15 protein-coding genes are annotated in these 24,213 nt (G+C 62.9%); 7 read left to right on the top strand and 8 right to left on the bottom strand.

Features of this window, described 5'->3' with window-relative positions; genetic code table 11:
- Window positions 1-220: 220 nt before the first annotated feature.
- The 3 genes from ACP15D_RS11245 to ACP15D_RS11235 are packed head-to-tail and all read left to right on the top strand — an operon-like array spanning window position 221 to window position 5,189.
- Window positions 221-1,285, top strand: a complete 1,065-nt coding sequence (locus tag ACP15D_RS11245) for an HlyD family secretion protein (protein WP_424957585.1) — start codon at window positions 221-223, stop codon at window positions 1,283-1,285.
- Window positions 1,286-1,304: 19 nt separating this feature from the next.
- The gene (gene rbbA / locus ACP15D_RS11240) at window positions 1,305-4,055 is read left to right on the top strand and encodes a ribosome-associated ATPase/putative transporter RbbA (protein WP_424957584.1); all 2,751 of its coding nucleotides are present in this window, start codon (window positions 1,305-1,307) and stop codon (window positions 4,053-4,055) included.
- Window positions 4,056-5,189 carry an ABC transporter permease gene (locus ACP15D_RS11235; protein ID WP_424957583.1) on the top strand — a complete coding sequence of 378 codons (1,134 nt, stop codon included), beginning with the start codon at window positions 4,056-4,058 and terminating at the stop codon, window positions 5,187-5,189.
- A gap of 16 nt (window positions 5,190-5,205) precedes the next feature.
- On the opposite strand, the gene ACP15D_RS11230 is transcribed toward ACP15D_RS11235, so the two are convergent.
- The 3 genes from ACP15D_RS11230 to ACP15D_RS11220 all read right to left on the bottom strand — a co-directional run bounded on the left by ACP15D_RS11230 (window position 5,206) and on the right by ACP15D_RS11220 (window position 12,080).
- A complete protein-coding gene (locus ACP15D_RS11230; protein ID WP_424957582.1) occupies window positions 5,206-6,081 on the bottom strand; it encodes a transglutaminase family protein in 876 nt (291 codons plus the stop codon).
- Window positions 6,078-8,642: a circularly permuted type 2 ATP-grasp protein gene (locus tag ACP15D_RS11225; protein ID WP_424957581.1), complete on the bottom strand. Its 2,565-nt coding sequence runs from the start codon at window positions 8,640-8,642 to the stop codon at window positions 6,078-6,080. The genes ACP15D_RS11230 and ACP15D_RS11225 overlap by 4 nt, the downstream gene beginning before the upstream one ends.
- Before the next feature lie 144 nt (window positions 8,643-8,786).
- A complete protein-coding gene (locus ACP15D_RS11220) occupies window positions 8,787-12,080 on the bottom strand; it encodes a DUF2126 domain-containing protein (RefSeq protein WP_424957580.1) in 3,294 nt (1,097 codons plus the stop codon).
- 193 nt (window positions 12,081-12,273) lie between these two features.
- On the opposite strand from ACP15D_RS11220, the gene ACP15D_RS11215 reads away from it, so the two are divergent.
- A complete protein-coding gene (locus ACP15D_RS11215; protein ID WP_424957579.1) occupies window positions 12,274-13,314 on the top strand; it encodes a zinc-binding metallopeptidase family protein in 1,041 nt (346 codons plus the stop codon).
- 13 nt (window positions 13,315-13,327) lie between these two features.
- On the opposite strand, the gene ACP15D_RS11210 is transcribed toward ACP15D_RS11215, so the two are convergent.
- Entirely contained in the window at window positions 13,328-14,737 is a 1,410-nt protein-coding gene (locus tag ACP15D_RS11210) for a hypothetical protein (RefSeq protein ID WP_424957578.1), read from the bottom strand.
- Window positions 14,738-15,045: 308 nt separating this feature from the next.
- Here ACP15D_RS11210 and ACP15D_RS11205 point away from each other — a divergent pair, with 308 nt between their 5' ends.
- Together ACP15D_RS11205 and ACP15D_RS11200 are read left to right on the top strand one after the other, a co-directional pair.
- Window positions 15,046-15,765, top strand: a complete 720-nt coding sequence (locus tag ACP15D_RS11205; protein WP_424957577.1) for a GGDEF domain-containing protein — start codon at window positions 15,046-15,048, stop codon at window positions 15,763-15,765.
- Between the two features lie 98 nt (window positions 15,766-15,863).
- On the top strand, window positions 15,864-17,219 hold the full coding sequence (locus tag ACP15D_RS11200) for an Nramp family divalent metal transporter (protein WP_424957576.1): 1,356 nt from the start codon (window positions 15,864-15,866) through the stop codon (window positions 17,217-17,219).
- A gap of 95 nt (window positions 17,220-17,314) precedes the next feature.
- On the opposite strand, the gene ACP15D_RS11195 is transcribed toward ACP15D_RS11200, so the two are convergent.
- The 3 genes from ACP15D_RS11195 to ACP15D_RS11185 form a co-directional block, all read right to left on the bottom strand.
- Window positions 17,315-20,389: a MexW/MexI family multidrug efflux RND transporter permease subunit gene (locus ACP15D_RS11195; protein WP_424957575.1), complete on the bottom strand. Its 3,075-nt coding sequence runs from the start codon at window positions 20,387-20,389 to the stop codon at window positions 17,315-17,317.
- 9 nt (window positions 20,390-20,398) lie between these two features.
- Window positions 20,399-21,505 (bottom strand): efflux RND transporter periplasmic adaptor subunit, encoded by a 1,107-nt coding sequence (locus ACP15D_RS11190; protein WP_424957574.1) that lies wholly within the window; start codon window positions 21,503-21,505, stop codon window positions 20,399-20,401.
- 219 nt (window positions 21,506-21,724) lie between these two features.
- Window positions 21,725-22,795 carry an ROK family protein gene (locus ACP15D_RS11185; protein WP_424957573.1) on the bottom strand — a complete coding sequence of 357 codons (1,071 nt, stop codon included), beginning with the start codon at window positions 22,793-22,795 and terminating at the stop codon, window positions 21,725-21,727.
- 153 nt (window positions 22,796-22,948) lie between these two features.
- On the opposite strand from ACP15D_RS11185, the gene ACP15D_RS11180 reads away from it, so the two are divergent.
- Window positions 22,949-23,380, top strand: a complete 432-nt coding sequence (locus ACP15D_RS11180) for a low affinity iron permease family protein (protein WP_424957572.1) — start codon at window positions 22,949-22,951, stop codon at window positions 23,378-23,380.
- 5 nt (window positions 23,381-23,385) lie between these two features.
- On the opposite strand, the gene otsB is transcribed toward ACP15D_RS11180, so the two are convergent.
- A complete protein-coding gene (gene otsB / locus ACP15D_RS11175) occupies window positions 23,386-24,213 on the bottom strand; it encodes a trehalose-phosphatase (protein ID WP_424957571.1) in 828 nt (275 codons plus the stop codon).

The following is a 24,213-nucleotide window of genomic DNA, read 5'->3' as shown; positions in this document are numbered from 1 at the left end:
ACCGCGGCAACTTTCATGGTAAGCTCGTTGTTGGAACGCAGCTTGTGGTCTTCGCCTTGCGCCAAAGTTGCGTAGGAGCCAGACATACGGCTTAGGCATCGGGGTGGTACTTCTCGCCAGGGTTCGGGTGCGTGCTCTCTGCTTGAGCGAAATCAAACTTATGCGTTAGGGATGCGTGCATCGTGCAGTGCAATAAACTCCCTTGCGGATCTGCACGGACATGCTGAACCTCCTGTTGCGCCAACCGATACAGTGGAAAGCCTTGATGCCCGGCCTGCAGACCCAGACTGCATCCTCGTCGCGGCCCACAGCTAAGATCATCGTTCTTGTCGCGCTAATGGCAATCGTCGTGGGCGTGGGAGGCTATCTGGCTTGGCGCAAGCTCTCGCCGCCTGCGCTGCCGGCAGGGATCGCGAAGGCCAACGGCCGCATCGAAGCGGAGCGGGTGGACGTTGCGACCAAACTCGCGGGGCGCCTCAAAGAGGTGCTGGTAAAGGAGGGCGATAGCGTCAAGAAGGGGCAGACGCTGGCGGTGATGGACACCGCTGAGCTCGAAGCGCAGATGAACGACGCCAAGGCGGAGACGCGGCAGGCGGAGCGGCAGCTCGACCAGGCCATCGCGCTGCTGGCTCAGCGCAACAGTGAGTTGACGCTGACGAAGCAGGAGTTGGACCGAGCGCAGAAGCTGGCGGCGAAGGGTTACACGCCGAATGAGGTGGTCGACCAGCGGACTTCGGCGAAGATTTCGGCGGAGGCAGCCGTCAACAGCGCGCATGCGCAGATTGATCTCGCGAAGGCGGCTATCGAGTCGGCGACGGCACGGGTGGCGCGCATCCAGACGTTTCTCGATGACAGTATCCTTACGGCGCCGAGGTCAGGGCGCGTGCAGTACAGGTTGGCGCTGCCGGGTGAGGTATTGGCGGCAGGCGGCAAGGTGCTGACACTGCTGGACGTGACGGACGTCTACATGACGGTGTTCCTGCCGACGAGCGAAGCGGGGCGACTGGCCATCGGGGCTGAAGCGCGCATCATCTTCGACGCTGCGCCTCAATATGTCGTGCCTGGCTACATCTCGTTCGTGGCGACGGAAGCGCAGTTTACGCCCAAGTACGTTGAGACGCAGAGCGAGCGCGAGAAGCTGATGTTCCGCGTGAAGGTTCAGCTGCCGGCAGACGTTCTGGAAAAGTACAGCGCTTGGGTGAAGACGGGCGTGCCGGGGGTTGCCTACATTCGCCTATCGCCCAGTGTGCAGTGGCCCGACAACCTGACCGTCGCGCTCCCCTAAAGCTGCGAGACCTTTTGCGATGACCGAAGGCGATCACGCCGTTGCCGAACTCAAGGGCGTGACGCATCGCTACGGCCAGACGCTGGCTCTCGACGATGTGTCCCTGGTCATTCCGGCCGGCCGTATGGTCGGCCTCATCGGGCCGGATGGCGTCGGCAAGTCGACGGTGCAGGCGCTGATTGCCGGCGTGCGCAAGGTGCAAACGGGTCTCGTTACGGCCCTGGGTGGCGATATGGCGATCGCCGCGCATCGCGATGGTGTGTGCGCCCGCATCGCCTACATGCCGCAGGGATTGGGCCGCAATCTCTATCCGACGCTGTCGGTGTACGAGAACGTTGATTTTTTCGGGCGGCTGTTCGCGCAGAGCGAGGAGGAGCGACGCTGGCGCATCGTCGATCTCTTGCAGTCAACGCAGCTGGAGAAATTTGCTGACCGGCCAGCGGGCAAGCTGTCGGGCGGCATGAAGCAAAAGCTGGCGCTGTGCTGCGCGCTGATCCACGATCCCGACCTATTGGTGCTGGATGAGCCGACAACGGGCGTCGATCCGCTGTCGCGCAAGCGGTTCTGGGAGCTGATCGAACGTATCCGCGCGCGTCGCAAGGGTATGAGCGTGCTGACCGCGACGGCGTACATGGAGGAGGCGGAGGGGTTCCAATCGCTGATCGCCATGGACGATGGCCGCGTGATCGCAACCGGAACGGCGAGCGAGCTAAAGCAATTGGCGGGGTGCGACACGCTGGAGGAGGCGTTCGTTGCGCTGCTGCCGGAAGAAAAGCGCATCGGGCATCGCAAGCTGCACGTGCCGCCGCGTGTGCGTCACGATGGTGCACCGGCTATCGAAGCCAAGGATCTGACAAAGAAGTTCGGCGACTTCACTGCCGTTGACCGGGTGACGATCAGCATCGAGCGGGGCGAGATTTTCGGGTTTCTCGGCTCGAACGGCTGCGGCAAGTCGACGACGATGAAGATGCTGACTGGGCTGTTGCCGCCGACATCGGGTTCGGCATCGCTGTTCGGCAAGCCGATCGATGCACAGGATCTCGATACGCGTCGGCGCGTCGGCTACATGTCGCAATCGTTCTCGCTCTACGGCGAATTATCCGTGTGGCAAAACCTCGAGCTGCATGCGCGACTGTTCCAGGTCCCTGCGGATGCGGTGCACCCTCGCGTCGAGGAGATGCTGGCGCGGTTTGGGCTGAGCGATGTAGCCGACGCGATGCCTGACGCGCTTTCGCTCGGCATGCGGCAGCGACTTCAGCTGGCGGTCGCGGTGATTCACAGGCCCGACATGCTCATTCTGGATGAGCCGACATCGGGCGTCGATCCGGTAGCGCGAGATAGTTTCTGGGAGCTGCTGATCGAGCTGTCGCGCAAGGACGGTGTGACGATCTTCATTTCGACGCACTTCATCAACGAGGCAGAACGCTGCGATCGCATCTCGCTGATGCACGCGGGGCGTATTCTTGCGATGGGGGAGCCGAATGCGTTGCGGGAGGCACGCGGTGCGGCGACGCTGAGCGATGCGTTCATCGACTATCTGGAAGAGGCGGACGGGGGGCAGGACGCGGAAGATGCCGCGGCAGAAAAGGCGCTGGCGCAACCCGAGCCTGAGCCAGAGACGAAGGCCGACCCGTTGGGCTTGAAGGTAAGGCTGGCCCGTATATGGGCATTTGCGCGGCGCGAGACGCTGGAGCTGATCCGCGATCCGATCCGTATCGCATTCGCAATCATTGGGCCGGTGGTGCTGCTGCTTACGATGGCGTACGGCATCTCATTTGATCTGGAGAATGTGCGCTATGCCATCCTCGACCGCGATCAGTCGCAGGAAAGTGCGATCCTGGGGGAGGCGTTTTCTGCGTCGCGCTATTTCAGCGAGCAGAAGAAGCTTACGAGTGAGGCGGACATCGATGCGCGCCTGCGTTCTGGCGACATCAAGGTGGCGATCGGCGTGCCGCCGGAATTCGGGCGCAACCTGCTGCGTGGCTACACGCCGGAAATCGGTGTCTGGCTCGATGGGTCGGACACCTTCCGGGCGGAGACGGCGCGGGGTTACGTACAGGGCGTGATAAACAATTATCTTGAGGATCTATCGCGGCGTGAGACAGGGGCGGTGCCCAATCTTAGCCCAGCCGATATCCAGGTGCGCTTCAGATACAACCAGGCGTTTCTAAGCATCTACGCGATTTCGCCGGGCGTGTTGATGATGCTGATGCTGATGTTCTGCACGATGCTCACGGCGCTTGGGATCGTGCGCGAAAAGGAGATGGGGTCGATCATCAACCTCTACGCAGCGCCCGTGAGCAAACTGGAATTCCTGCTCGGCAAGCAACTGCCTTACATCGGGATCGGCATGGTCAGCTTTGCGGTGCTGACAGCGATCATCGTGTTCGTGTTCGGCGTGGCGGTTAAGGGCAGCTTCCTGGCGCTGGCCACGGGTGCGTTGCTTCTGGCGGGAGCTGCGACGGCATTCGGCCTCGTCATCTCGACGTTCGTGCGATCGCAGATCGCGGCAATCTTCGGGTCGGCGATCATCGTGATGATCCCGACGGTGAACTTCTCCGGCATGATGTATCCCGTTTCAGCTCTGGAAGGGGGCGCCAAGGTGATCGGCATGCTGTTCCCGGCACTCTATTTCCAGCGCATAAGTTCGGGCGTGTTCAATAAGGGTTTGGGGTTCGCGGAGCTTTACCGCAATCACATCGTGCTGGCGCTGTTTTGCGCTGTGTTCCTGACAGCGGCGGCGCTGCTGCTGCGCAAACAGGAGGCTTGAGTGAAGCGCTCGCTGGAACACGTCTATCGGCTTGGCATCAAGGAGCTTTACAGTCTCCGCCATGACCCGGTGCTGATGCTGCTCATCCTCTATACGTTCACGCTGGCAATCTACACCGTGGCGACGGGCGTGCGGACCGAGGTGCGGAACGCGTCGATCGCGATCGTAGACGAGGACGGCTCGGACCTTTCGCGGCGCATACGAGACGCGTTCATGCCGCCGTACTTCAAGCCCGCGGCGGTGCTGCCTTCGGTGAAGGATATCGATGCGGCAATGGATGCCGGGACCTATTCGTTCGTGCTGGTGATCCCCGTGCGCTTTCAGGCAGACGTGGTGGCTGGGCGCAAGCCGACGCTGCAGCTCAACGTCGACGCGACGGCCATGACGCTGGCCGGGAATGGCACGCTCTATGTGACGAGCATATTGCAGAACGAACTCGCTGATTATGTCAGCCGCAGCGAATCCGGGACAACGCTGCCGGTGAGCGTGGCGGTGCGGGCAAAGTTCAATCCGAATCTCGAGTCGAGCTGGTTCATGGCGGTGATGCAGATCGTCAGCAACATCACGATGCTTTCGTTGATCCTGTCGGGGGCGGCGGTGATCCGCGAGCGCGAGCATGGGACAATCGAGCATCTGCTGGTGATGCCGGTGACGCCGGCGGAGATCATGCTGTCGAAGATCTGGGCGAGCGGGCTGGTCATTGTCGCGGCGGCGCTGCTTTCGATCACGCTAGTGGTGAAGGGGATGCTCGGCGTGACGATCAATGGGTCGATCGGTCTGTTCATTTTCGGGGCGGCGATCTTTCTTTTTGCGATGTGCTCGCTCGGCATTGCGCTGGCGACATTCGCGCGGTCGATGCCGCAGTTCGGGCTGCTGGCGATCCCGTTCTTCGTGGTGATGAACATGCTATCGGGCGGTGTGACGCCGCAGGAGTCGATGCCTGATGCGTTGCGCTACATCATGCAGGTCGCACCATCGACGCACTTCACGAGTTTTTCGCAGGCGGTGCTGTATCGCGGCGCGGGGCTCGATGTGGTGTGGCCGCAATTGACGGCGATGACCGCTATCGGAGTGGTGCTGTTTCTAATCGCGGGCTGGCGGTTCCGCGGGACGATGGCGGCGGCGCAAGGATGATGCGCTGCGCGCGAGGTCAACTGATGGGGATCACGTCGACGCCGACGACGACAGCGTGCTCGTTGCCGCCGAGCAGGATGCCGCTGATCGGACTGACATCGTCGTAATCGCGTCCGTAGGCGATGGTGATGTGTTCGTCCTTGGGTATGAGGCCATTGGTGGGATCGAAATCAACCCAGCCGAATTCCGGGGACCAAACGGAGACCCAGGCGTGCGAGGCGTCGGCGCCGGCGAGGCGCGGCATGCCAGGCGGTGGGCGTGTCAGGATATAACCACTGACGTAGCGCGCGGACAGGCGGAGCGAGCGCAGGCAGGCGAGCGCGAGGTGGGAGAAGTCCTGGCACACGCCGCGGCGCTGCTGCAGCACTTGTGTGACCGGTGTTGAAACGTCGGTGGCGGTGGAGTCGAAGGCGAATTCGGAATAGATGCGCTCGATCAGGTTCCACGCGCCGGAAAGAACCGGCCGGCCGGGGGGAAACGATTGGCGCGCATAAGCGGCGATGTCGCGTGTGGGGCGCGTGTTTCTCGAGGCACAGGAATAGCATCCCGCCTCTACATCAGTGTGGGCCTTCGGGTCGGCGATGCGATGGACGACCTCCTCCCACGGCGCGGAGGCTGCGAGGTCGATGGATCCGGCGGGCGTCACCGAAATGGTGCTGCGGGCCTGGACGATGAGCTCTTTATGGTCCTGCTCGATATCGAACATCACGACGCGATTGCCGAAATAGTCGTTGCGTTCGGTGCGGATGGTCGGTGCGGGCTCGATGACGAGCGTATGCCCCTTGATGCGCTGGCGCGGGACGGCCCGCGGCGACATGTGGACGATGTGCTGGCTCTGCACCACGGGGCTCGAGTAGCGGTACACGGTGCGATGATTGACATCGTAGATCATGGCTTGGGTTCCAAGCGCGTGTGCACGCGATGCGGCTGATCTTCGAGAAGGCTGAAGTAGTGGCGCTCGATTGCCGTGGTGAGCTGCGGCAGCAGGCGAAGCTGTTTGCGCAGTGCGCCTTGCAGGTCGGAGCGGGTTGCATCTTTCGCAAGCGTCTCGACATCTAGGTGGCGCACGGACGACAGCATCGACAGGATGAGGCGGCGTTCGTCGGTGAGGTTGGCGCTCGACTGGGATTGCGGCAGGCTGCCGAGGTGCTGGGAAATGCTGGCGAGCTGGTAGGCGAGGCTGCGCGGGTTGGTTTCATCGAGCAGCAGCAGATCGAGGACCAGTGCAAGCATCGGGTCCAGGCGGTAGCGGGAGCGATAGGTGATGAAGCTGTCGGCGACTTCGAGCAGATACAGAAGCCGGCCGGTCTCTTCCTCTTGCGGCATTGGCTTGCTGAAGAGCCAGAGAATGGCTTCGCTGAGATTGCCGGCGCGCTCGATGCGGCGGCCCATGTCAAGGAACGACCAGCCTTTGTTGCGGGTCATGTTTTCGTGGAAGAGGCCGTTGAAGGCGGCGACCCAGCCGAGGCCGTCCTCGATGAGATCGAGCAGCGCATCTGCCGGGCAATCGACAATGGCGCGGCGCCAGTCGGTGCCGGGACGGAAGTGATTGAGCACGCGCCAGGCTTCCAGCGAAAGGCGGTCGCGCGTGAGGTTGGCGACGCGGTAGAGCTTGTCGAGCGTGTCGTCGAGGGTGTGGCGTCCGTCCTTCGAGGCAATGAGCTGATGCGCCACGCTTTCAATGGCGACGGCGTCATCGACCTCGTAGTGCGCGGGCGGGGCGTGCTCCTCGGTTGCCAGCGCATCGAGGCAGGCGCGGGCAGCACGCTGCATCAGAGCGGGTACGCTGTCGCCGCGGATTGGCTGCAACGCGCCGCGCAACACGCGCATGATCCAGTCGGCCCGTTCGGAATAGCGGCCGAGCCAGAACAGGTCGTCGGCGACGCGACTTTGGATGACGCGGGGCGAGCGCTGCACGCGGGCGGTCTCGATCCTGTTCTGCCAGAGGCTCTGGTGCGGCGGGACCTCGCCATCGGCGATAATCCAGACGTCGTGTGTGCGCGGCTCGGGTGCGCTGAGCGCGACGGCGAGATTGGGCACGATGGCCATGGCAAGGCCGCCCGGCATGACGGTGAGCCCTTCGGACGTGGCGGCAACGAAGAAGCGCACGGCGAAAGGTTGCGGGGTGAGGCCGCGCGGGGAGAAGGCCGGCGTGGTGCCGAAGCCGACGCGCTCCTCGGCAACGAGCATCTCGCCGTGTAGCTCAATCTCCTCGATGAGGGTGTGGCGCTGCGCTTCGGTGAGACTAGCGCCCAGTTGGCCATATTGTGCGCCGCCGGGGCGGCCTGTGCCCTCTTGGGCCGAGCGAATGACCATGCGGTCGAGGTTGGCGATTACGTGACGCCGATTGGCGGCGTCGCCGAGCCAGCGCCGCGGCGTGTCGGCTATCAACAGGTCCTCGCGAAACAGTCTCCGGCAGATGGCGGGCAGATAAGGCGCGAGGCCGCGGTTCTGAGCAACCGCCGAGCCGAGGGAATTACGTACGAGTTGGGGTGATTTGCGGCAGGCTTGCACGAGGCCGGGAGGACCGCCGTAGCGACCGGCGTCAAGCTCGAGCGGATCGGCAGTGCGGCCCTCGATGCAGCGGACGATGAGGTCGACGCGCTGCAGGCCTTCCAGCGTCTTTAGATAGACGTTGTCGCCCGCCGTGCGCAGGTCGCCGCCTTCGACGAGGAGGTAGCCGAGGTAGCGGGCGAGGTAGGCGTGGCTGAAATAGTCATCGTGAAGGGGGCCTGGGGTGAGCAATGCGATGCGCGGATCGCGCCGGCCGGTTAGCGCCGCCAAGCCGGCCTGGACGCTCTGGAAAAAGGGCGCGAGCCTCAGGCTGTTGCAGGCGTCGAACAAATCGTCGGCAACTTGCGTGTGCACTACGCGATTGGCGAGGGCATAGCCGACACCAGCTGGCGTCTCAGTGTGATTGTCGATGATGCGCCAGCTTCCGTCTGCCTCGCGCGCGAGGTCGACAGCATAGAACTGGAGATAGCCTGCGGCGGGTTGGATGCCGCTGCAAGGCGACAGGAACGCAGGATCGGAAAAGACCAAGGCCGATGGTATCAAGCCGTCGCGAAGAAGCTGCTGCTCGCCGTAGATGTCGGTGAGGATGGCGTTGAGCAGGCGCGTGCGCTGCAAGATGGCCTTTTCGAGTGCGTGCCATTCGCTGCTCGCGAGGATGAGTGGGACGAGGTCCACCTCCCAGCGTTTTCCGGGCGCAGCAGGGTCGGCGAAGATGTCGTGTGCGATGCCCATCTCGCGGACGCGGCGATTGAGCTGCTCGGCGCGGTCGGTTTGCGTGGACGGTGGCAGGGTGGCGAGCGCATCAAGGAACGGGCGCCAATGCGGGCGCACGTTGCCGGCGGCATCGAGCATCTCGTCGTAGCCGCCGTCTTTCGCCGGCGCATAGCCGGTCAGAAGATCCCCGCCGGTCGTCTGGGCGAGCCGGGCTTCAAGATTCATGGGAGTAGCGCAGGGTTATTTTCATTTGGACCGGCTTGGCCGCAGTGTTCGGCGGGAGGATAGTGCTTCGCGGCAGGGGTTGCCAGCGCCGCGGAACTGCGGAGCACAGTTGGGCCCAGCCGCGTTCCCGCGGTGAATTGCGGTTCAGGTTCTGAGGTCCAACGTCAACGGGTAATCGGGATTGATCTCCGCGGGCGTTGGCGAGGCGCGTCCCGGGGTATGTCCCAGGCGCTCGAAGCGTGCCAGGCGGCGCCCCTCGGCCTCGTAGGCGTTGATTGGGGAAACCTCGAAGTTGCGGCCGCCGGGGTGGGTCGAGTGATAGCGGCAGCCTCCGACAGAGCGTCCCGTCCACGTGTCGATGATGTCGAACACGAGCGGCACGTGCGGAGCGATGGTTGGATGCAGGCAGGAGGCTGGCGCCCAGCCGCGATAGCGGACGCCAGCAACCTTTTCGCCAAAGGTACCAGTCGACGTGAGCGGCAGACCACGCAGATTGCAGGTGACGGCGAAGCGGCCGTTGGCGCCGTCCTGCACTTTCACCTGCAGGCGGTCGAGAGAATTGTCGACGAAGCGGGCCGTTCCGCCAGCGGTGCTTTCCTCGCCGAGAACGTGCCAAGGTTCGAGCGCCTGACGCAACTCGATGTTTATGCCGTAGGCGTCGACTTCTCCGATGAGCGGGAAGCGGAACTCGAAGTGCGGCTTGAACCATTCGAGCTCGATGGGAATACCGGCGTCCCTCAAGTCACCGATGACCTCGGAGAAGTCCGCCCACAGGAAGTGCGGGAGCATGAAGCGATCCTGAAGCGCAGTGCCCCAACGGGCGACCTTGCCGCGATAGGGCTTGTCCCAGAACATGGCGATGAAGGATCGCATCAGGAGCTGCTGGACGATGCTCATGCGAGCGTGCGGGGGCATCTCAAAGGAACGGAACTCGACGAGACCAAGGCGGCCGGTGGGGCCGTCGGGTGAATAGAGTTTGTCGATGCAGATTTCGGCGCGGTGCGTGTTGCCGGTTACGTCGACGAGCAGGTGGCGGAAGATGCGGTCGATGAGCCATGGCGGGACGCTGCCATAGGCGGGGTCGGGCACCTGCTTCAGTGCGATCTCGAGCTCATAAAGGGATTCAACGCGCGCTTCGTCGAGGCGCGGAGCCTGGCTCGTTGCGCCGATGAAGAGGCCGGAGAACAAATACGAAAGAGATGGATGGTTCTGCCAATAGGCAATGATGGAGGCGAGGAGGTCGGGCCGGCGCAGGAACGGGCTGTCAGCGGGCGTGATGCCGCCCATGACGATGTGGTTGCCGCCGCCGGTCCCGGTATGACGACCGTCGAGCTGGTACTTGTCGGTGCCGAGGCGCGTCTGGTGCGCTTCCTCGTAAACCGCGGTCGTGATGGCGACGACTTCCTTCCAGCTGGTCGCTGGATGGATGTTGACCTCGATGACACCGGGGTCGGGTGTCACCTTGATGACGTTGAGGCGCGGGTCGCTCGGCGGTGAATAGCCTTCGATGTGCACCGGCAGATTGGTGGCGTCGGCTGCTTCCTCGATTGCAGCGGTGAGGGCGGCGAAATCGAGTGCGTCTGACACCGGCGGGAGGAACACGCACAAGTGTCCGTCGCGCGGCTCGATGGCGAGCGCAGTGCGCACAGAGCCATAGATCTCGCTGGGGCCGAGCGGTGGGGGTACCGGGGCCGGCCGCAGCGTCACGGCTTTGCGCTGCTGGATGAGGATTTCACGCTCGGGCAGCGGAGGCATATCGCTGAAAGGATCGCGCTGGAGCACGTGCGGGTAATCGACGGCGGGCAGCGCAGGCAGTGAGTTTATCGGCAGGCGGAAGCCAGCGGGGGAATCGCCCGGCATGAGATAGAGCTTGCTACGACGAAGCCCCCATCGCTCGGTGACCCAGCGGCGTCCAAGATCGGGCGAGTGCCAGACCTGCACCGGCAGAACGTAGCTGACCGGTTTGTCGAGGCCGCGCTCGAACACGCGAACGATTCGCGCGCGCTCTTCGGGATCCTGGAGCTTGTTTTCAACGGGGGTGACGTTGATCGGCAGCTTTTGCTCGACGAGGGCGTAGTAGCCGGGGTCTTCAAAGGCTGCGATGCCACTGTCGGGGGGGACGCCGAGCTGGGTACACAGCGCTGCCATGAGCTTGCCCGCGTCTTCGATGGTCGCTTTTGCGGGTTGGCTCTCGCGATCGATCAGCTTGTCGTCGGCCCACAAGGGCTCCTGATCGCGGCGCCAGTAAAGAGCGAAGGCCCATCGCGGGAGCTGCTCACCGGGGTACCATTTGCCTTGCCCGTAGTGCAGGAGGCCGCCGGGTGCGAAGCGGTTGCGCAGGCGGCGGATGAGGTCTTCCGCATAGGCGCGTTTTGTCGGGCCGACGGCGGCTGTCTTCCATTCGTCGCCGTCCATGTCGTCGATCGACACGAAGGTTGGCTCACCGCCCATGCTGAGGCGCACGTCGGCGCTGTCGAGGCGCGTGTCGACGGCGTCGCCGGCCGCGATGATCTGCTGCCAGGTTTCCTCGCTGTAGGGGAGTGTGACGCGCGGGGTTTCTAGAATGCGCTCGACGCGCATCTCGAAGTCGAATTCGACTTCCGCGGGCTCATGGCCGCCGCTGATCGGCGCTGCGCTCGATGGCTGAGGCGTGGCGGCGAGCGGAATGTGGCCTTCGCCCGCGAGCAGGCCGGACGTGGGATCGAGGCCGATCCAGCCGGCGCCAGGAACATAAACTTCCGTCCAGGCGTGGAGGTCAGTGAAGTCGGCTTCGGCGCCAGCGGGGCCGTCATCGACGGGCTTCACGTCGGGGCGGAGCTGAATGAGGTAGCCGGAGACGAAGCGCGCGGCAAAGCCGATGTTGCGCAGAATCTGGACCAGCAGCCAGGCGGAGTCGCGGCACGAGCCGGACGCTTTGATGAGCGTCTCCTCGGGCGTTTGAATACCCGGTTCCAGACGTACGCAATACTGCACGCCAGCATGGAGCCTGCGATTGACGTCGATGAGGAAGTCGACGGTGCCCATCTTGTGGGTAGGCATGCCGGAGAGAAACTTTCGCACGAGCGGCCCGGCAGGGTCGGGCATCAGGTATGGCGTCAGCTCTTTCTTGAGGTCGGGATCGTAGGCGAAGGGCCAGTCGCGCGCGCTTTCCTCGACGAAGAAGTCAAACGGGTTGATGACCGCCATGTCGGCTACGAGGTCGACGGTGACGACGAAGCGGTCGGTCTTCTCAGGCAGGACCAGGCGTGCGCAGTAATTGGCGAACGGATCCTGTTGCCAGTTGAGGAAGTGGAGCTTGGGCTCGATGTTGAGCGAATAGCTGATGATCGGAGTGCGGCAATGGGGTGCCGGTCGAAGGCGGACCACTTGCGGACCCATTCCGATCACGCGGTCATAGTGATAAGCGGTCCGGTGCGTCAGAGCGACATGGATTGGCATCAGTACCCGTTCAGTAAGGAGCCTTTGTGCGGTGCAGCGACTGAACATAGAACAACTTTCGTTGCGCACGAAGAACAGGCATTGCCCTTCGATTGTGCGAGCTGCACTAAAGTTAGGCATTCGATAACGGGTGGATGCTGCGGGGGATCGCGCTACAGAAGGCGGGGGCTGGAATTCGGGGGGTGAGAATCGGGTGAAGACTTTCAAGTGCGGAGCCTGCAGCAACACTGTCTATTTCGAGAACGTGCAGTGCCTGCGCTGCGGACATCCGCTTGGCTTCCGTTCGGACAAGCTTGAGATTCGCGCCCTCACTGATGAAGGGGATGGCCTTTACCGCGATTACCGAAAAGGCGCGGGTGCGCGGCATTTGCGCTACTGCGCCAATACAGGGCACGGCGTTTGCAATTGGCTTGTACCGGCAGACTCGCCTTCGCAGTATTGCACCGCTTGCGAGCTCAACCGCACCATTCCTGATCTTTCCGATCCGGCAAATGTGTTCGCGTGGGGCGAGTTCGAGCGCGCGAAGAAGCGGCTAATTTATTCGCTTTTGCGGCTGGGCCTGCCGCTCGATGGCACTGCGGTTGGAAAGGCACCCCTCAACTTCGATTTCGTCAATGACGCGCTGACGGGACACCTCGATGGCGTGATCACGATCGCCGTCGGTGAAGCCGACGCTGTGGAGCGTGAGCGTCAGCGCAAGGCGATGGCAGAGACGTACCGTTCGCTGCTCGGGCATCTGCGTCACGAGAGCGGCCATTACTATTGGATGCTGCTCATCGACGGCACCCGAGAAATCGACCGCTTTCGCGAGCTGTTTGGTGATGAGCGCGAGCATTATGGGGCGGCGCTGGAGCGGCATCATGCTCAGGGGCCGCCCGCGGACTGGTCGCTGCGGCATGTGTCGGCATATGCGAGCGCGCATCCGTGGGAGGACTGGGCAGAGACGTGGGCGCACTATCTGCACATGATCGACGCGCTGGATACAGCGGCAGTGCATCGCATCGAGCCGCGTGCCGGGCGGTTCGGGGCCAGCGGGTGGTCGCCGTGGCAGCTCGATGTCTATCGAACCGAGAGCTTCGATATGCTCATCCGGCGCTGGGTGCCGCTGACGCTGGCGCTGAACGACATCAATCGCAGCATGGGACATGACGACTTCTATCCGTTCGTCATTCCCGATCTGGCTGTGACGAAGCTCGCCTTTGTTCACCGGGTCATCCGATGGGCGATGAAGTGATGTCGATGCTGTTTCAGAAGCGAATGACGGCGCCACCGAGCAGCAGGTCGAGATCGTCGATGGGCGCATCGGCAATCGGACCGCTGGCAACGCGGTTCTGAAGCTGGCGCAAGGTGAGGTCGCCGCTGACGTGGTGATAGGCGAGATAGACGATCATCGCGGCGCTATCGATGCCTTGGGCGATGCCGCCGCCCCAGATGTCGACGTCGGATTGCCAGACCGTCCAGTCTCCTGCGCCCGTCGGATTGAGCGGGTCGTCTGGACCGACGGTCAATACGGTGGGCGCGCCGCCGCTGTATGTGTAGTAGCTGGCATAAAGCGTAGACTTTCCGAGCGCGTTGAACTGGCGCTCGAGGCCGATCTGGCCGGAGAGAAAATAGGCCTGCTGGTCGACGCCCGTGTCGTTGAAGCGCACAGTGGTTTCGACGATGCCGTCGGTGGTCAAGTTGGCGCCGAAGTTGAAGAACAGGCCGGTATCGAGGTGTTTGGCGCTGATCGATCCGCGCAGCTGCCGGCACGCCGTTGCGTCCTCGCCCCGGGTGAAGAATGCCGCCGGGCATACGCTGCGGGTGCGTGACCCTGGCTGCAGCTGCAGGAAGCCGATGCCTGCGCCGATGTCGAACCCCGCGACCTCCTTGCGATAGCGCAAGGCGACGTCCCAGAAATCGGTGACGACCCAATCGGCTGCGAACGTCAAGCCGTTCCAGGTTGGCGAGACATATTTCATCAATGAGAAGCCGCGCTGGCTTTCGCCAGGCTGGTCGCCGCCCGCGCCGATGATGCGTCTCCAGCTCAGCAGGCTCTTGGTCATTTCTCCGTTCTCAGACGACCGAAGAAACATGCCGAGACCTGCGTTCTCGGGAGCGGAATAGGCATCGAACCATTGCGTCTGGGTGACATTCGAACTGGCGATGCGGTCTGTGGCTGCGAACGCGGTGCCGAGAAAACCGCTGCCGTATTTCTTGTTGCGAAGGAACCAGACGGAGCTGCGCAGATCGAAGCCGGTGGGGGGACGTTCGTCAAAGCCTCCTGCCGCGGTTTGCGTCACCAGCTTGGAGTTGGCGGTTCTGATGCCAACGTCGATGGCGTAGCCGGCTTCCCAATTGGGACTGAGTGCAGCGGTGCCGACGAAGGCAAAGCGCGAGCGCTGGTTGTCATTGGTGACGACGTACGCGTTGTCCTCGCCGCCGTCGTTCCAATACATGACTGCATTGTTGACGAGACCTGTGAGCGTGACCTTCAACGTGCGGTTGCCTTTGGTTGCAACTGTCGCTTCCAGGTCCGCAACGCGCTGCTCCAAGTCAGCACAGCATTCGTCGGCGTTGGCATATTCGGTCGCGTGGGCATGGCGAGGCGTTGCTGCGGTGGTGAGCAGCGCAAGCATCAACAGAGCGACGGTCGAGCTTTGCCCCCGGCTGGGCACGCGCAAATGCCTCTCAACATTGAATTTTCAAACTGTAGCACCCCGAGGCCATATCAGATTCGGAGGGGGGCGCCGAAGGGGCAAGGCGGGATCGCGTACGGAGCCGGCTTGATGCAACTGGCGGAAAAGGACTGGAGTTCTGACTTTACGCTTTGTTGGGTGCTGGCAACTAGAGTGCGGGCAGATCGTCCGAGTAAAGAGGGGTTTTCAGGGCGATGAGGGGTTCCCTGATCCAATCGATCGCTGCCAATCCGCGTGAAAGCGCCCAGGATGCCATTCTTGCGACGGCGGTGCTCGTCACCGGCTTGTTGCTGGCGATCGAGTTCGACCTTTTCAGCTTCGCCAACCAGCTTTCCACTGAGGAACGGCGGATCACACTGCTGGAAGCCATCGGGCTTACCGTGGTGCTTGGCTTTTGCATTTTTGCCTTCGTTGTCCGGCGCTTGCGGGAGCAGTCGCTGGATGCGGAGCGGCGGGCAGAGGTGGACGCGGAGATCGAAGAGCTGCGCGATCAGGCCTTTCGCGATGTGCTGACGGATCTTCCGAACCGGCGCGCAGTGATCGCGCGGCTGAAGGCGATCGATCCGGCGGACGGGCGCTCGCGCGCGTTCTTCATGATGGATCTCAACGGCTTCAAGCGGGTCAATGATCAGTATGGGCACGCGGCGGGCGACGGCGTGCTGCGGGTGATCGCAGATCGGTTCAAGCGGGCGTCACGTCCTTCCGACCTGCTTGGCCGCTTGGGCGGAGATGAATTCGCCGTGCTGGCCGACGACGTGGATGAAGCTGGCGCGACGGCTCTTGGAAACCGGTATCTGGATGCATTGCGTAATGACGTCTGGGTCGAAGGTGTGGGACATCGCGTTGGCGTCGCTATTGGTGCGGTGCTTGTCCCGCGTGACTGCCGCAGGGCCGAGGACATTCTCGCCAATGCGGATGCGGCAATGTATCGTGCCAAGAGCTTCGGAACATCGGCACTGGTGTTGTTCGGTGACCCGGAGCAGCCTGATGTACATGCGCACGGCTGACGCGCAGCACGGCGACCCATTGACTCCTATTTCGCGCGGCAACATATTTGCAGTTGCAAATCATTTGCAACTATGGCCGATGTGGTCAGATTGGGCGAATGCAGGAAGTAACGCGCGCACGGGGTGAGGTTGCGGCCTCCGAAGAACCAGGCTGGCGCAATAAGCGCGGTGAACCTTCGCTACGCGAAGTGTGGGGCTCTATTCCCGTTCAAGGAACGGGATGGCGCCGGCTTCTGGCGTTCTTAGGCCCCGGCTACCTCGTGTCGGTCGGGTATATGGACCCGGGCAACTGGGCGACCTCTCTCGCCGGCGGCTCGACCTTCGGCTACACGCTGCTGTGCATTGCGTTGCTGTCGAATTTGATGGCCATCCTGCTGCAGGCGTTGTGCGCGCGGCTCGGCTTTGCCACGGGACGCGATCTGGCGCAGGCATGCCGCGATGCCTTTCCACGACCGATCAGCAATGTGCTGTGGGTGATGGCGGAGATCGCCATCTGCGCCACTGATCTGGCCGAGGTGATCGGCACTGCGATCGGTCTCAATCTGCTGTTCGGTATTCCGCTCGAGATCGGCGTGTTCATCACCGCGCTCGACGTGTTCCTCATTCTCTATTTGCAGAACCTCGGGTTTCGCTGGATCGAGGCGTTCGTCGTCGGTACGCTGATGGTGATTGCGGCGTGCTTCGGCGTGCAGGTGGCGCTAGCCGATCCTGACTGGCGTCAGGTCATTCTGGGCTTTGCGCCGACAGTTGAGATCGTGCGCAATCCGGAGATGCTCTATTTGGCGATGGGTATCCTTGGCGCGACTGTGATGCCGCACAACCTCTATTTGCACTCCTCGATCGTGCAGACGCGGGCCGTCGGCGACGACATTGAATCGAAGCGCGAGGCGATCAAGTTTGCGACGATCGATTCCTCGATCGCGCTGATGCTGGCGCTTATCGTCAACGCGTCGATCCTCATCCTGGCGGCAGCGACCTTCCACAAGGCTGGGCACAGCGGAATTGCTGATTTGGAGCAGGCACAGCACCTGCTGGCGCCGCTGCTCGGCTCGTCGCCGGCTGCGGCGCTGTTCGGTGTCGCGCTGCTGTGCTGCGGACTCAACTCCACGGTGACGGCGACGCTGTCGGGTCAGGTGGTGATGGAAGGCTTCATCAACGTGCGGCTGCCGTCTTGGCTACGGCGGCTGGCGACGCGAAGCCTAGCGCTGATCCCGGCGAGTATCGGTGTCATCCTCTACGGCGAAAGCGGCACGGGCTCGTTGCTGATCCTCAGCCAGGTTGTGCTGAGCATGCAGCTTCCCTTCGCCATCGTGCCGCTGGTGATGTTCACGGCCGACAGGCGGAAGATGGGCATTCTGGTGGCCCCGCGCTGGGTGACGGCACTGGCGGTGATTGTGGCCGTGGTGGTGATCGCGCTCAACATCAAGGTCATCTACGACCTCGCGGTCGGATAGAGACGCGAGCCGCCCACTGTCATCCTCGGCTTTATGCCGAGGACCCAAGGTTCGGCATTCTCTTTCGAGCGAAGGTTGATGTGTCGTGCTGGTCGCTATTCGGCCGGGCCGTGGATGACCTGGGTGGCGTGCGCGTCACGGCGGTGCTCACGCGCGATGTAGGTGTAGACCGCGGGCGTGACGAACAGCGTGAACAGCGTGCCGATGGTCATGCCGAAGGCGATGACGATGCCGATGGCAAAGCGCGAGGCGGCTCCTGCGCCGGACGCAAAGATGAGCGGCACCATGGCGATGACCATGGCGGCCGTCGTCATGAGGATGGGCCGGAGGCGGATAGCGGCGGCTTCTTCGATCGCCTCGCGGCGACCCATGCCTTTTTCGATCTGAAGCTGATTGGCGTAGTCGACCATCAGGATGCCGTGCTTGGAGATGAGGCCAATGAGGGTGACGAGGCCAATCTGGGTGTAGATGTTGATGGTGCCGAGGCCGAAAGTGAGCGGTAGCAGCGCTCCGAACATCGACGTCGGCAGGGCGATGAGAATGATCAGCGGATCGCGGAAGCTCTCGTACTGGGCGGCGAGCACCAGGTAGATCACGATCAGCGCGAAGACGAAGGTGATGACGAGACGGTTGCCTTCCTGCTCGTACTGGCGGCTTTCGCCCTGGAAGTCGTAAGTGAAGCCTTCGGGAAAGAGTTCCTTCGCCTTGGCTTTGAGGAAGGTGATGACCTCGCCAATGGTGCGGCCAGGGAACGGCACGCCCTGCAACATGGCCGAGTTCAACTGCTGGAAGCTGGTCAATGCGTTCGGCTGCACGCTTTCGCGCACATCTACGACGGTCGAGAGCGGCACCATCTGTCCGGAGGACGTCTTCACCTGATAGCGCTTGATCCAGTCGGGCTGGAGGCGGAAGTCGCGCGGCACCTGTGGAATGACCTGATAGCTGCGGCCATAGAGGTTGAAGCGGTTGACGTAGTTGCCACCAAGCAGCGTTGCCAACGAGGCGCCGATGTCCTGCATGGTGATGCCGAGGCTGTTGGCCTTGGCATGGTCGATCTTCACCTCGATCTGCGGGGTGTCGAACTTCAGGTCGCTATCGGCGAAGATGAAGAGGCCGCTCTGCATTGCCTCCTGCTGCACCTTCTGCAGGACCTGGGCGAGCTGCTCGTAGTCCGACGTGGTGGTGATGACGAACTGAACGGGCGGGCCGCCGGTCGAGCCGGGGAGAGAAGGCTGGCCGAAGGTCAGCACTTGTGCGCCGGCGACGCCGTTCACCTTCGGCTGCAGCTCCTGGAGAATTTGCGCCTGAGTGCGGTTGCGCTCTTCCCACGGCTTGAAAAGGATGCCGGCGAACGCCTGGTGCACATCGCCGCCCATGCCGTTGATGGCGAAGACGTGCTCCTTCTCGGGGACCGTGTTGAAGATCTGATAGAGGTGATCCGTCACCTGCTCGGTGTAATCGATGTTGGTTGCGGGTGGCGTCTTGACGAGGTTGAAGAGGATGCCTTGATCCTCCTCGGGAGCCAGCTCCTGCTGCGCGGTCGCGTACATGAGCGCAGTGGCGATGATGACGCCGAACAGAACGAGGAGCGTCACGGGGCGGTAATTCAGCGTGCGGGTGAGGCGACGCTGATAGCGGTTCTTGAGCCGCTCGAAGGTGCGGTCGAGAAAGCGCACGAAGCCCCCGGCGGACAGCTCGCTGGTGAGCAGCTTGGAGCACATCATGGGCGACAACGTGAGGGCGATGATGCCCGATACGATGACGGCGCCCGCGAGGGTGAAGGCGAATTCGCGGAACAGTGAGCCGGTCAGGCCGGAAACGAAGCCGATGGGGGCATAGACGGCGGCAAGTGTAATGGTCATCGAAATGACCGGAACGGCGATCTCGCGCGCGCCGACGATTGCGGCGTCGTACGGCGACAGGCCTTCCTCGATGTGGCGATGGATGTTCTCGACGACGACGATGGCGTCATCGACGACGAGGCCGATGGCGAGAACAAGGGCCAGCAGTGTCAGCAGGTTGATCGAATAGCCGAGCGCGAGCAGCGCAAACATCACGCCGATGAGAGACAACGGTATGGTGACGATCGGGATGAGCGTGGAACGGAGGCTGCCGAGAAACAGGAAGATGACGACGATGACGATCACCGCGGCTTCGATGAGGGTCTTCTCGACTTCGGAGATCGAAGCGTCGATGAACTTAGTCGAGTCGTAGGCGATGGCGGCGGACATGCCGGGCGGCAGCTCGGCCTCGATGGCTGGGAACTCCTTGCGCACGTCGTCGATGACGGTAAGCGGGTTGGCGGTGGGCGTCGAGTAGATGCCGATGAATACTGCTTTGAGCCCGTCGAAAACCGAGGTGGAATTCACGTCCTCGGCGCCAAGCGAGATCTCGGAGATATCGCGCAAGCGGACAAGCGCGTCGCCGCGGGCGGCGACAACCAGTTCGCCGAACGCGTCCGCGCTGGCGAGCGAGGTCTCGGCATTGATGGTGGTCTCGACGAAGTCGCCTTTGATCTGGCCGGCCGCAGTGGTGAAGTTGTTGGTGGCAAGCGCGGTGCGCACTTGCAGCGGCGTGACGCCGAGGGAAGCCATTTTCTCGGGATTGAGCCAGATGCGCATGGCGAAGGTCTGGCCGCCGAGGATCTGCGCGTTGGCGACGCCGTTGACGGTTTGCAGCTTGGGCTGCACCACGCGGGTCAAATAGTCGGTGATCTGCGAGGCGGAGAGCACGTCGCTGTTGAACGACAGGTACATGAGCGCCGTCGACTCACCTGTCTGCTTGACGACGACCGGGTCCATCGATTCCGGTGGCAGCACGCTGCGCACCTGGTTGACCTTGGATAGCACGTCGGTGACGGCGCGATCGGGATCGGCGTTGAGGCGCAGGTTGAGCGTTACGGTGGAGACGTTCTGGCGCGAGGTGGACGTCAGCGTGTCGATGCCTTCGGCACTCGCGACCGCCTGCTGGATGGGAACCGTGATGAAGCCCTTGATCACATCGGCGTTGGCGCCTGGATAAGCGGTGGTGATGGTGATCGTGGTGTTCGACAGCTCGGGGTACTGGCGCACCTGCAGGTTGAACGCGGCACTCAGGCCCACCAGCAGGATGAGCAGGCTGACGACGGAGCTGAGGACGGGCCGGCGAATGAAGATGTCGGTGAACGACATGGTCGACCCCTATTGCAGCGGACGGGTGGCCGGCGGGACGAGCGCCTGAGAGTTGTCGACGCGAACGAGCGCACCATTGGTGAGTTTCACCTGCCCGCTGGTGACGACCTGATCGCCTGCGGCGAGGCCGGTGGTGACGGCAACCCGCTCGTCGCGCACCTGGCCCGTTTTGATGAAGCGGCGCTCGGCAGTGTAGATTGTGTCCTCAGGCTTTGCAGGCGCCGCCTGGTCTTCCTTGCGCTTCAGGACGTAAACGCTGTCGCCGTAGAGGCTGTAAGTGACGGCGGTGCGGGGTACGGTAATGACGTTTTTCGGTGCGCCCGCCAGCACGGCCACGTTGGCGAACATGCCCGGAAGGAGTGTGCGATCGGGGTTCGGCAGGGTGCCGCGGACAAGGAGGGTGCGTGTCTCCTGCGACACGCGGGCGTCGAGTGAGGTGATCGTGCCGGCGAAGACGTGCCCGGGATAGGCATCGACCGTGAGATCGACGGTTTGGCCGACGCGGAGCTTGCCGACGTTCTGCTCGGGCATGGGGAAGTCGACCCAGATCGGGTCGAGCGCCTGCAGCGTGACCATGGCGAGGCCGGGCGAGATGTATTGGCCAAGCTCGACATGGCGGATGCCGAGGCGACCGGCGAACGGCGCAACAATGCCCTTCTGGGCGATCAGCGCCTTGATGCGATTGACGGCGGCAACCGCGGTGTCGCGCTTGGCGCGCGCGGTGTCGACGTTCGCTTCGGAGGCGACCGATTTGATCAGGAGGTCGGACACGCGCTTGAACGCGACCTCGGCCTCGAGAAGCGTGGCCTGGGCGCTAGCCAGATCAGCCTGCTCGACGGAGATATCGAGCTGCACCAGCTTGGTGCCAGCGGTGACATCCTGGCCGCTCTCGAAGTTGATGCCGGTGACGATGCCCGCGACTTGCGAGGCGATCTCGACGCCTTGCGATGCGATCAGCGTGCCGATGGCAGGAAGACGCTCGATCCATTCCTCGGCCTTGGCGGCTTCGGCGGTGATGGTGGCGGGCGGCGGCACCTGGGAGCTAAGGAACTCCTGGATCATCTTCGGCATGAAGACGAGCTTGAAGAATGCGATGCCGCCAATCAGTGCGCTCATTATGATGAGAGCAATTAGAAAGCGCTTGATCATGGCCCCCGAACCCCGACAACCGGCGAGAGCGCGCAGATGCGCGGTGTGCGCTACCAGCGTGCTGCAACCCTAGAATTTTCTGGATGAAAAAGTCCGTCGGGGCAGCCGGGCCCCCGCCCCATCCAAGCGGGGTATGTGTGGCCTGCAAAGCCTGGATCGTCAACCGTCCGGGCGAGGGCTACTGACTCAATCTGTCGCCTTGTGACGATTTGTGAAGCGGGCGTTGCCGAGGCCGGTACCGATGGTGAGCACGCCCCAGCGGGAGTAGTCCTGCATCTGGGGCAATTCGCTGAGGCCCTGCACCACGGCATCGTTGTGAATGACGACTTGCGTCTCGTGCCCGCCGATCAGCGGTATCTGCTCGCGGATGCAATCTGCAAGGTTGAAGCGGCTGCTTTCCCAATTGCCGGGCAGGTTCTGAGCGCCGGCCTCGATGGACCCATCCTCGCGGATGACGCCAGGGCAGCCGATGCCGACGACCGGAGCCAGTTTGAGATCTTTCTTCTCTGCGATGGCAATGTGTTCGGCGAGCATCTCGATCAGGCGCGCGACGGCGCCGTCGCGCTTGGTTTTCTCGTCGCCATGACGCCAGAGGTCGGACGCGAAGATTTCCGCCTTGGAGAGATCCTTGGCCTTCTTCAGGCGCGTCTCGACGATGCCAGCGCGGATGTTGGTGCCGCCGATATCGACGGCGAGAATACCGTCGTGACCTTCAAGCATCCAGGACGGCATCAGGTGAGCGGCGCCGAGAAGGCCGGCCTCGTCGGGATGATTGTGAATGAGCTCCAGCTCGATGTCGTAGTCGGCGGCTTTGAGTAGGACCTCGGTGCGGCCGGCGGCGAGTTCGCCTACCCGGCTGCCGCGGAAGCCGCCGCCGATGACGATCGCTTCGGTGTCGCGCCAGGCGGCGACTTTGACGAAACGCTTGATCACGGAAAACAGCGTCTGGGAAAATTCTTCAACGGCGCTGTGTACGATGCCTGCTGCGTCGGGGTCTCCGTCGGCAAGGAGCTTGTCGATCTGCTTCTTGCTCAATTGCTCCGAGGTCGTATCACCCAAGGGATCTGCGCCAAGCTTGCGCAGCGGCTCGCGCCATTTGTCGAGCATCTCGTGAAAGGCGCTGCGGCTCGCCTTATCGCCGACGAAGCCGTCGTCGTCCCTGATCTCCAAGTTGTAACTGTCGACCTCGACGCTGGGCAGCACTTTGCCGCCGTGCGCGTTGATGACTGGACGCTCGTTTGCTGTCTTAACGCCCATTGACCCACCCAAATTGTTTCTGGATCGACCCGGCTCGCTTCGGTCGCGCCAGATAAAACTCACATGTGAGGAAAAGAGTTCCGGCCGTGCTCGGGGCGGGAACTTCGATTGGCGTGGGCGCGTTTTCGAGGCCGATCAGTCGGGATGTGTCCCATGGCCTCGTATTATCCCTCAGGGCTCAGCAACAGAAATGCATCGCTGTTCACGCGCTTCGTGCGCTGGAGCTCGCGCGCGGCGGGGAGTCCCTATGCGTTCACGGCGGCGGTGGCCGTGGTCGCGTTATGGATCGTAACCGGGCCCGTGTTCGGATTTTCGAACACTTGGCAGCTCGTCATCAACACGGGGACGACGATCGTAACGTTCCTGATGGTGTTCGCCATTCAGGCGTCGCAGAACCGCGACTCCGAGGCCATCCAAGTGAAGCTCGACGAGTTGATCCGGTCGACCGAGGGCGCGCGCAATGCGCTGCTCGACCTGGAAGAGCTGGAAGAAGCGGAGATTGAGCGACTGCGCAAGAAGTACCGCGAGCTTGCCGCCAAGGCACGCGATGGCGGCGCGGCGGACTGCCCGCCGGCGCCGACGTGAGCCGCTTATTTGCGCAGCAGCAGTTCCAGGCGCTGGAGCCAACCTATCACTTCTGCGGGGCTGCCGAATTCGGCGCCTTCGCGGAACTGCTCGCCGGCGACGCGCAGGCCTGCGCCTCCCAGCCGGAACGCTGCTGCGAGAGCCGGAATGTCGCCGACGTCGTCGCCGATCATGATCGGCTTGCGGTGGGCGAAGTCGGGCAGCTTCAATAGCGTGTCGAGCGCCGTACCTTTGGAATGGCCGGCGGGAATGATCTCGAAGAGTTGGCGACCGGGGCAGAGCACGAGATCATCGGCGTGGCGGGCCACCAGCGCGCGCAGCTCGGCTTCCAGCGAGGGAGCGAGATGGGGGGCCAGCCGATAGTGAACCGCGATGCCAGGGCCCTTCGGCTCGGCGATGATGCCGGGCAGCTTCTGCACGTGATGCATCACTTCGTCGATGAGGATGGCGGGCAGCGTGTTGGTGATGCGCGTAATGGCGCCGCCTGGAAGCACCCGTAGCTCGGCGCCGTGGACACCGGCTCCGACGAATTCGATGGGCGTAAGCAGCATGTCGATTTCGGCGAGCTGACGGCCGGTCAGCAGGGCAAGTGCGCCGCCGAGGCCGTCGGAGATACGCTTCAGGAGTTCAACGAGGCCAGTGGGCACGCGCACCTCGCCCGGCGTCGCTGCGATGTCGAGCAGGGTGCCGTCGCAATCGAGGAACAGGGCGATGTTGTGCACGTCGCCGCCGAGGAGGCTGTCGGCGGAGATGGGAGGAAACTCAACGGCATGTTCCTCCGCGAAGACCAATTCGGCCGGTTGCTTTCTCGCGGCTGCGGCTCTGTCGGTCAT

The sequence above is a fragment of the Hyphomicrobium sp. 1Nfss2.1 genome, from assembly GCF_965243865.1.
Classification (GTDB): domain Bacteria; phylum Pseudomonadota; class Alphaproteobacteria; order Rhizobiales; family Hyphomicrobiaceae; genus Hyphomicrobium_A.
Note: the sequence above shows the minus strand (reverse complement) of the source record. Positions and strands in the feature narration are given on the sequence as shown.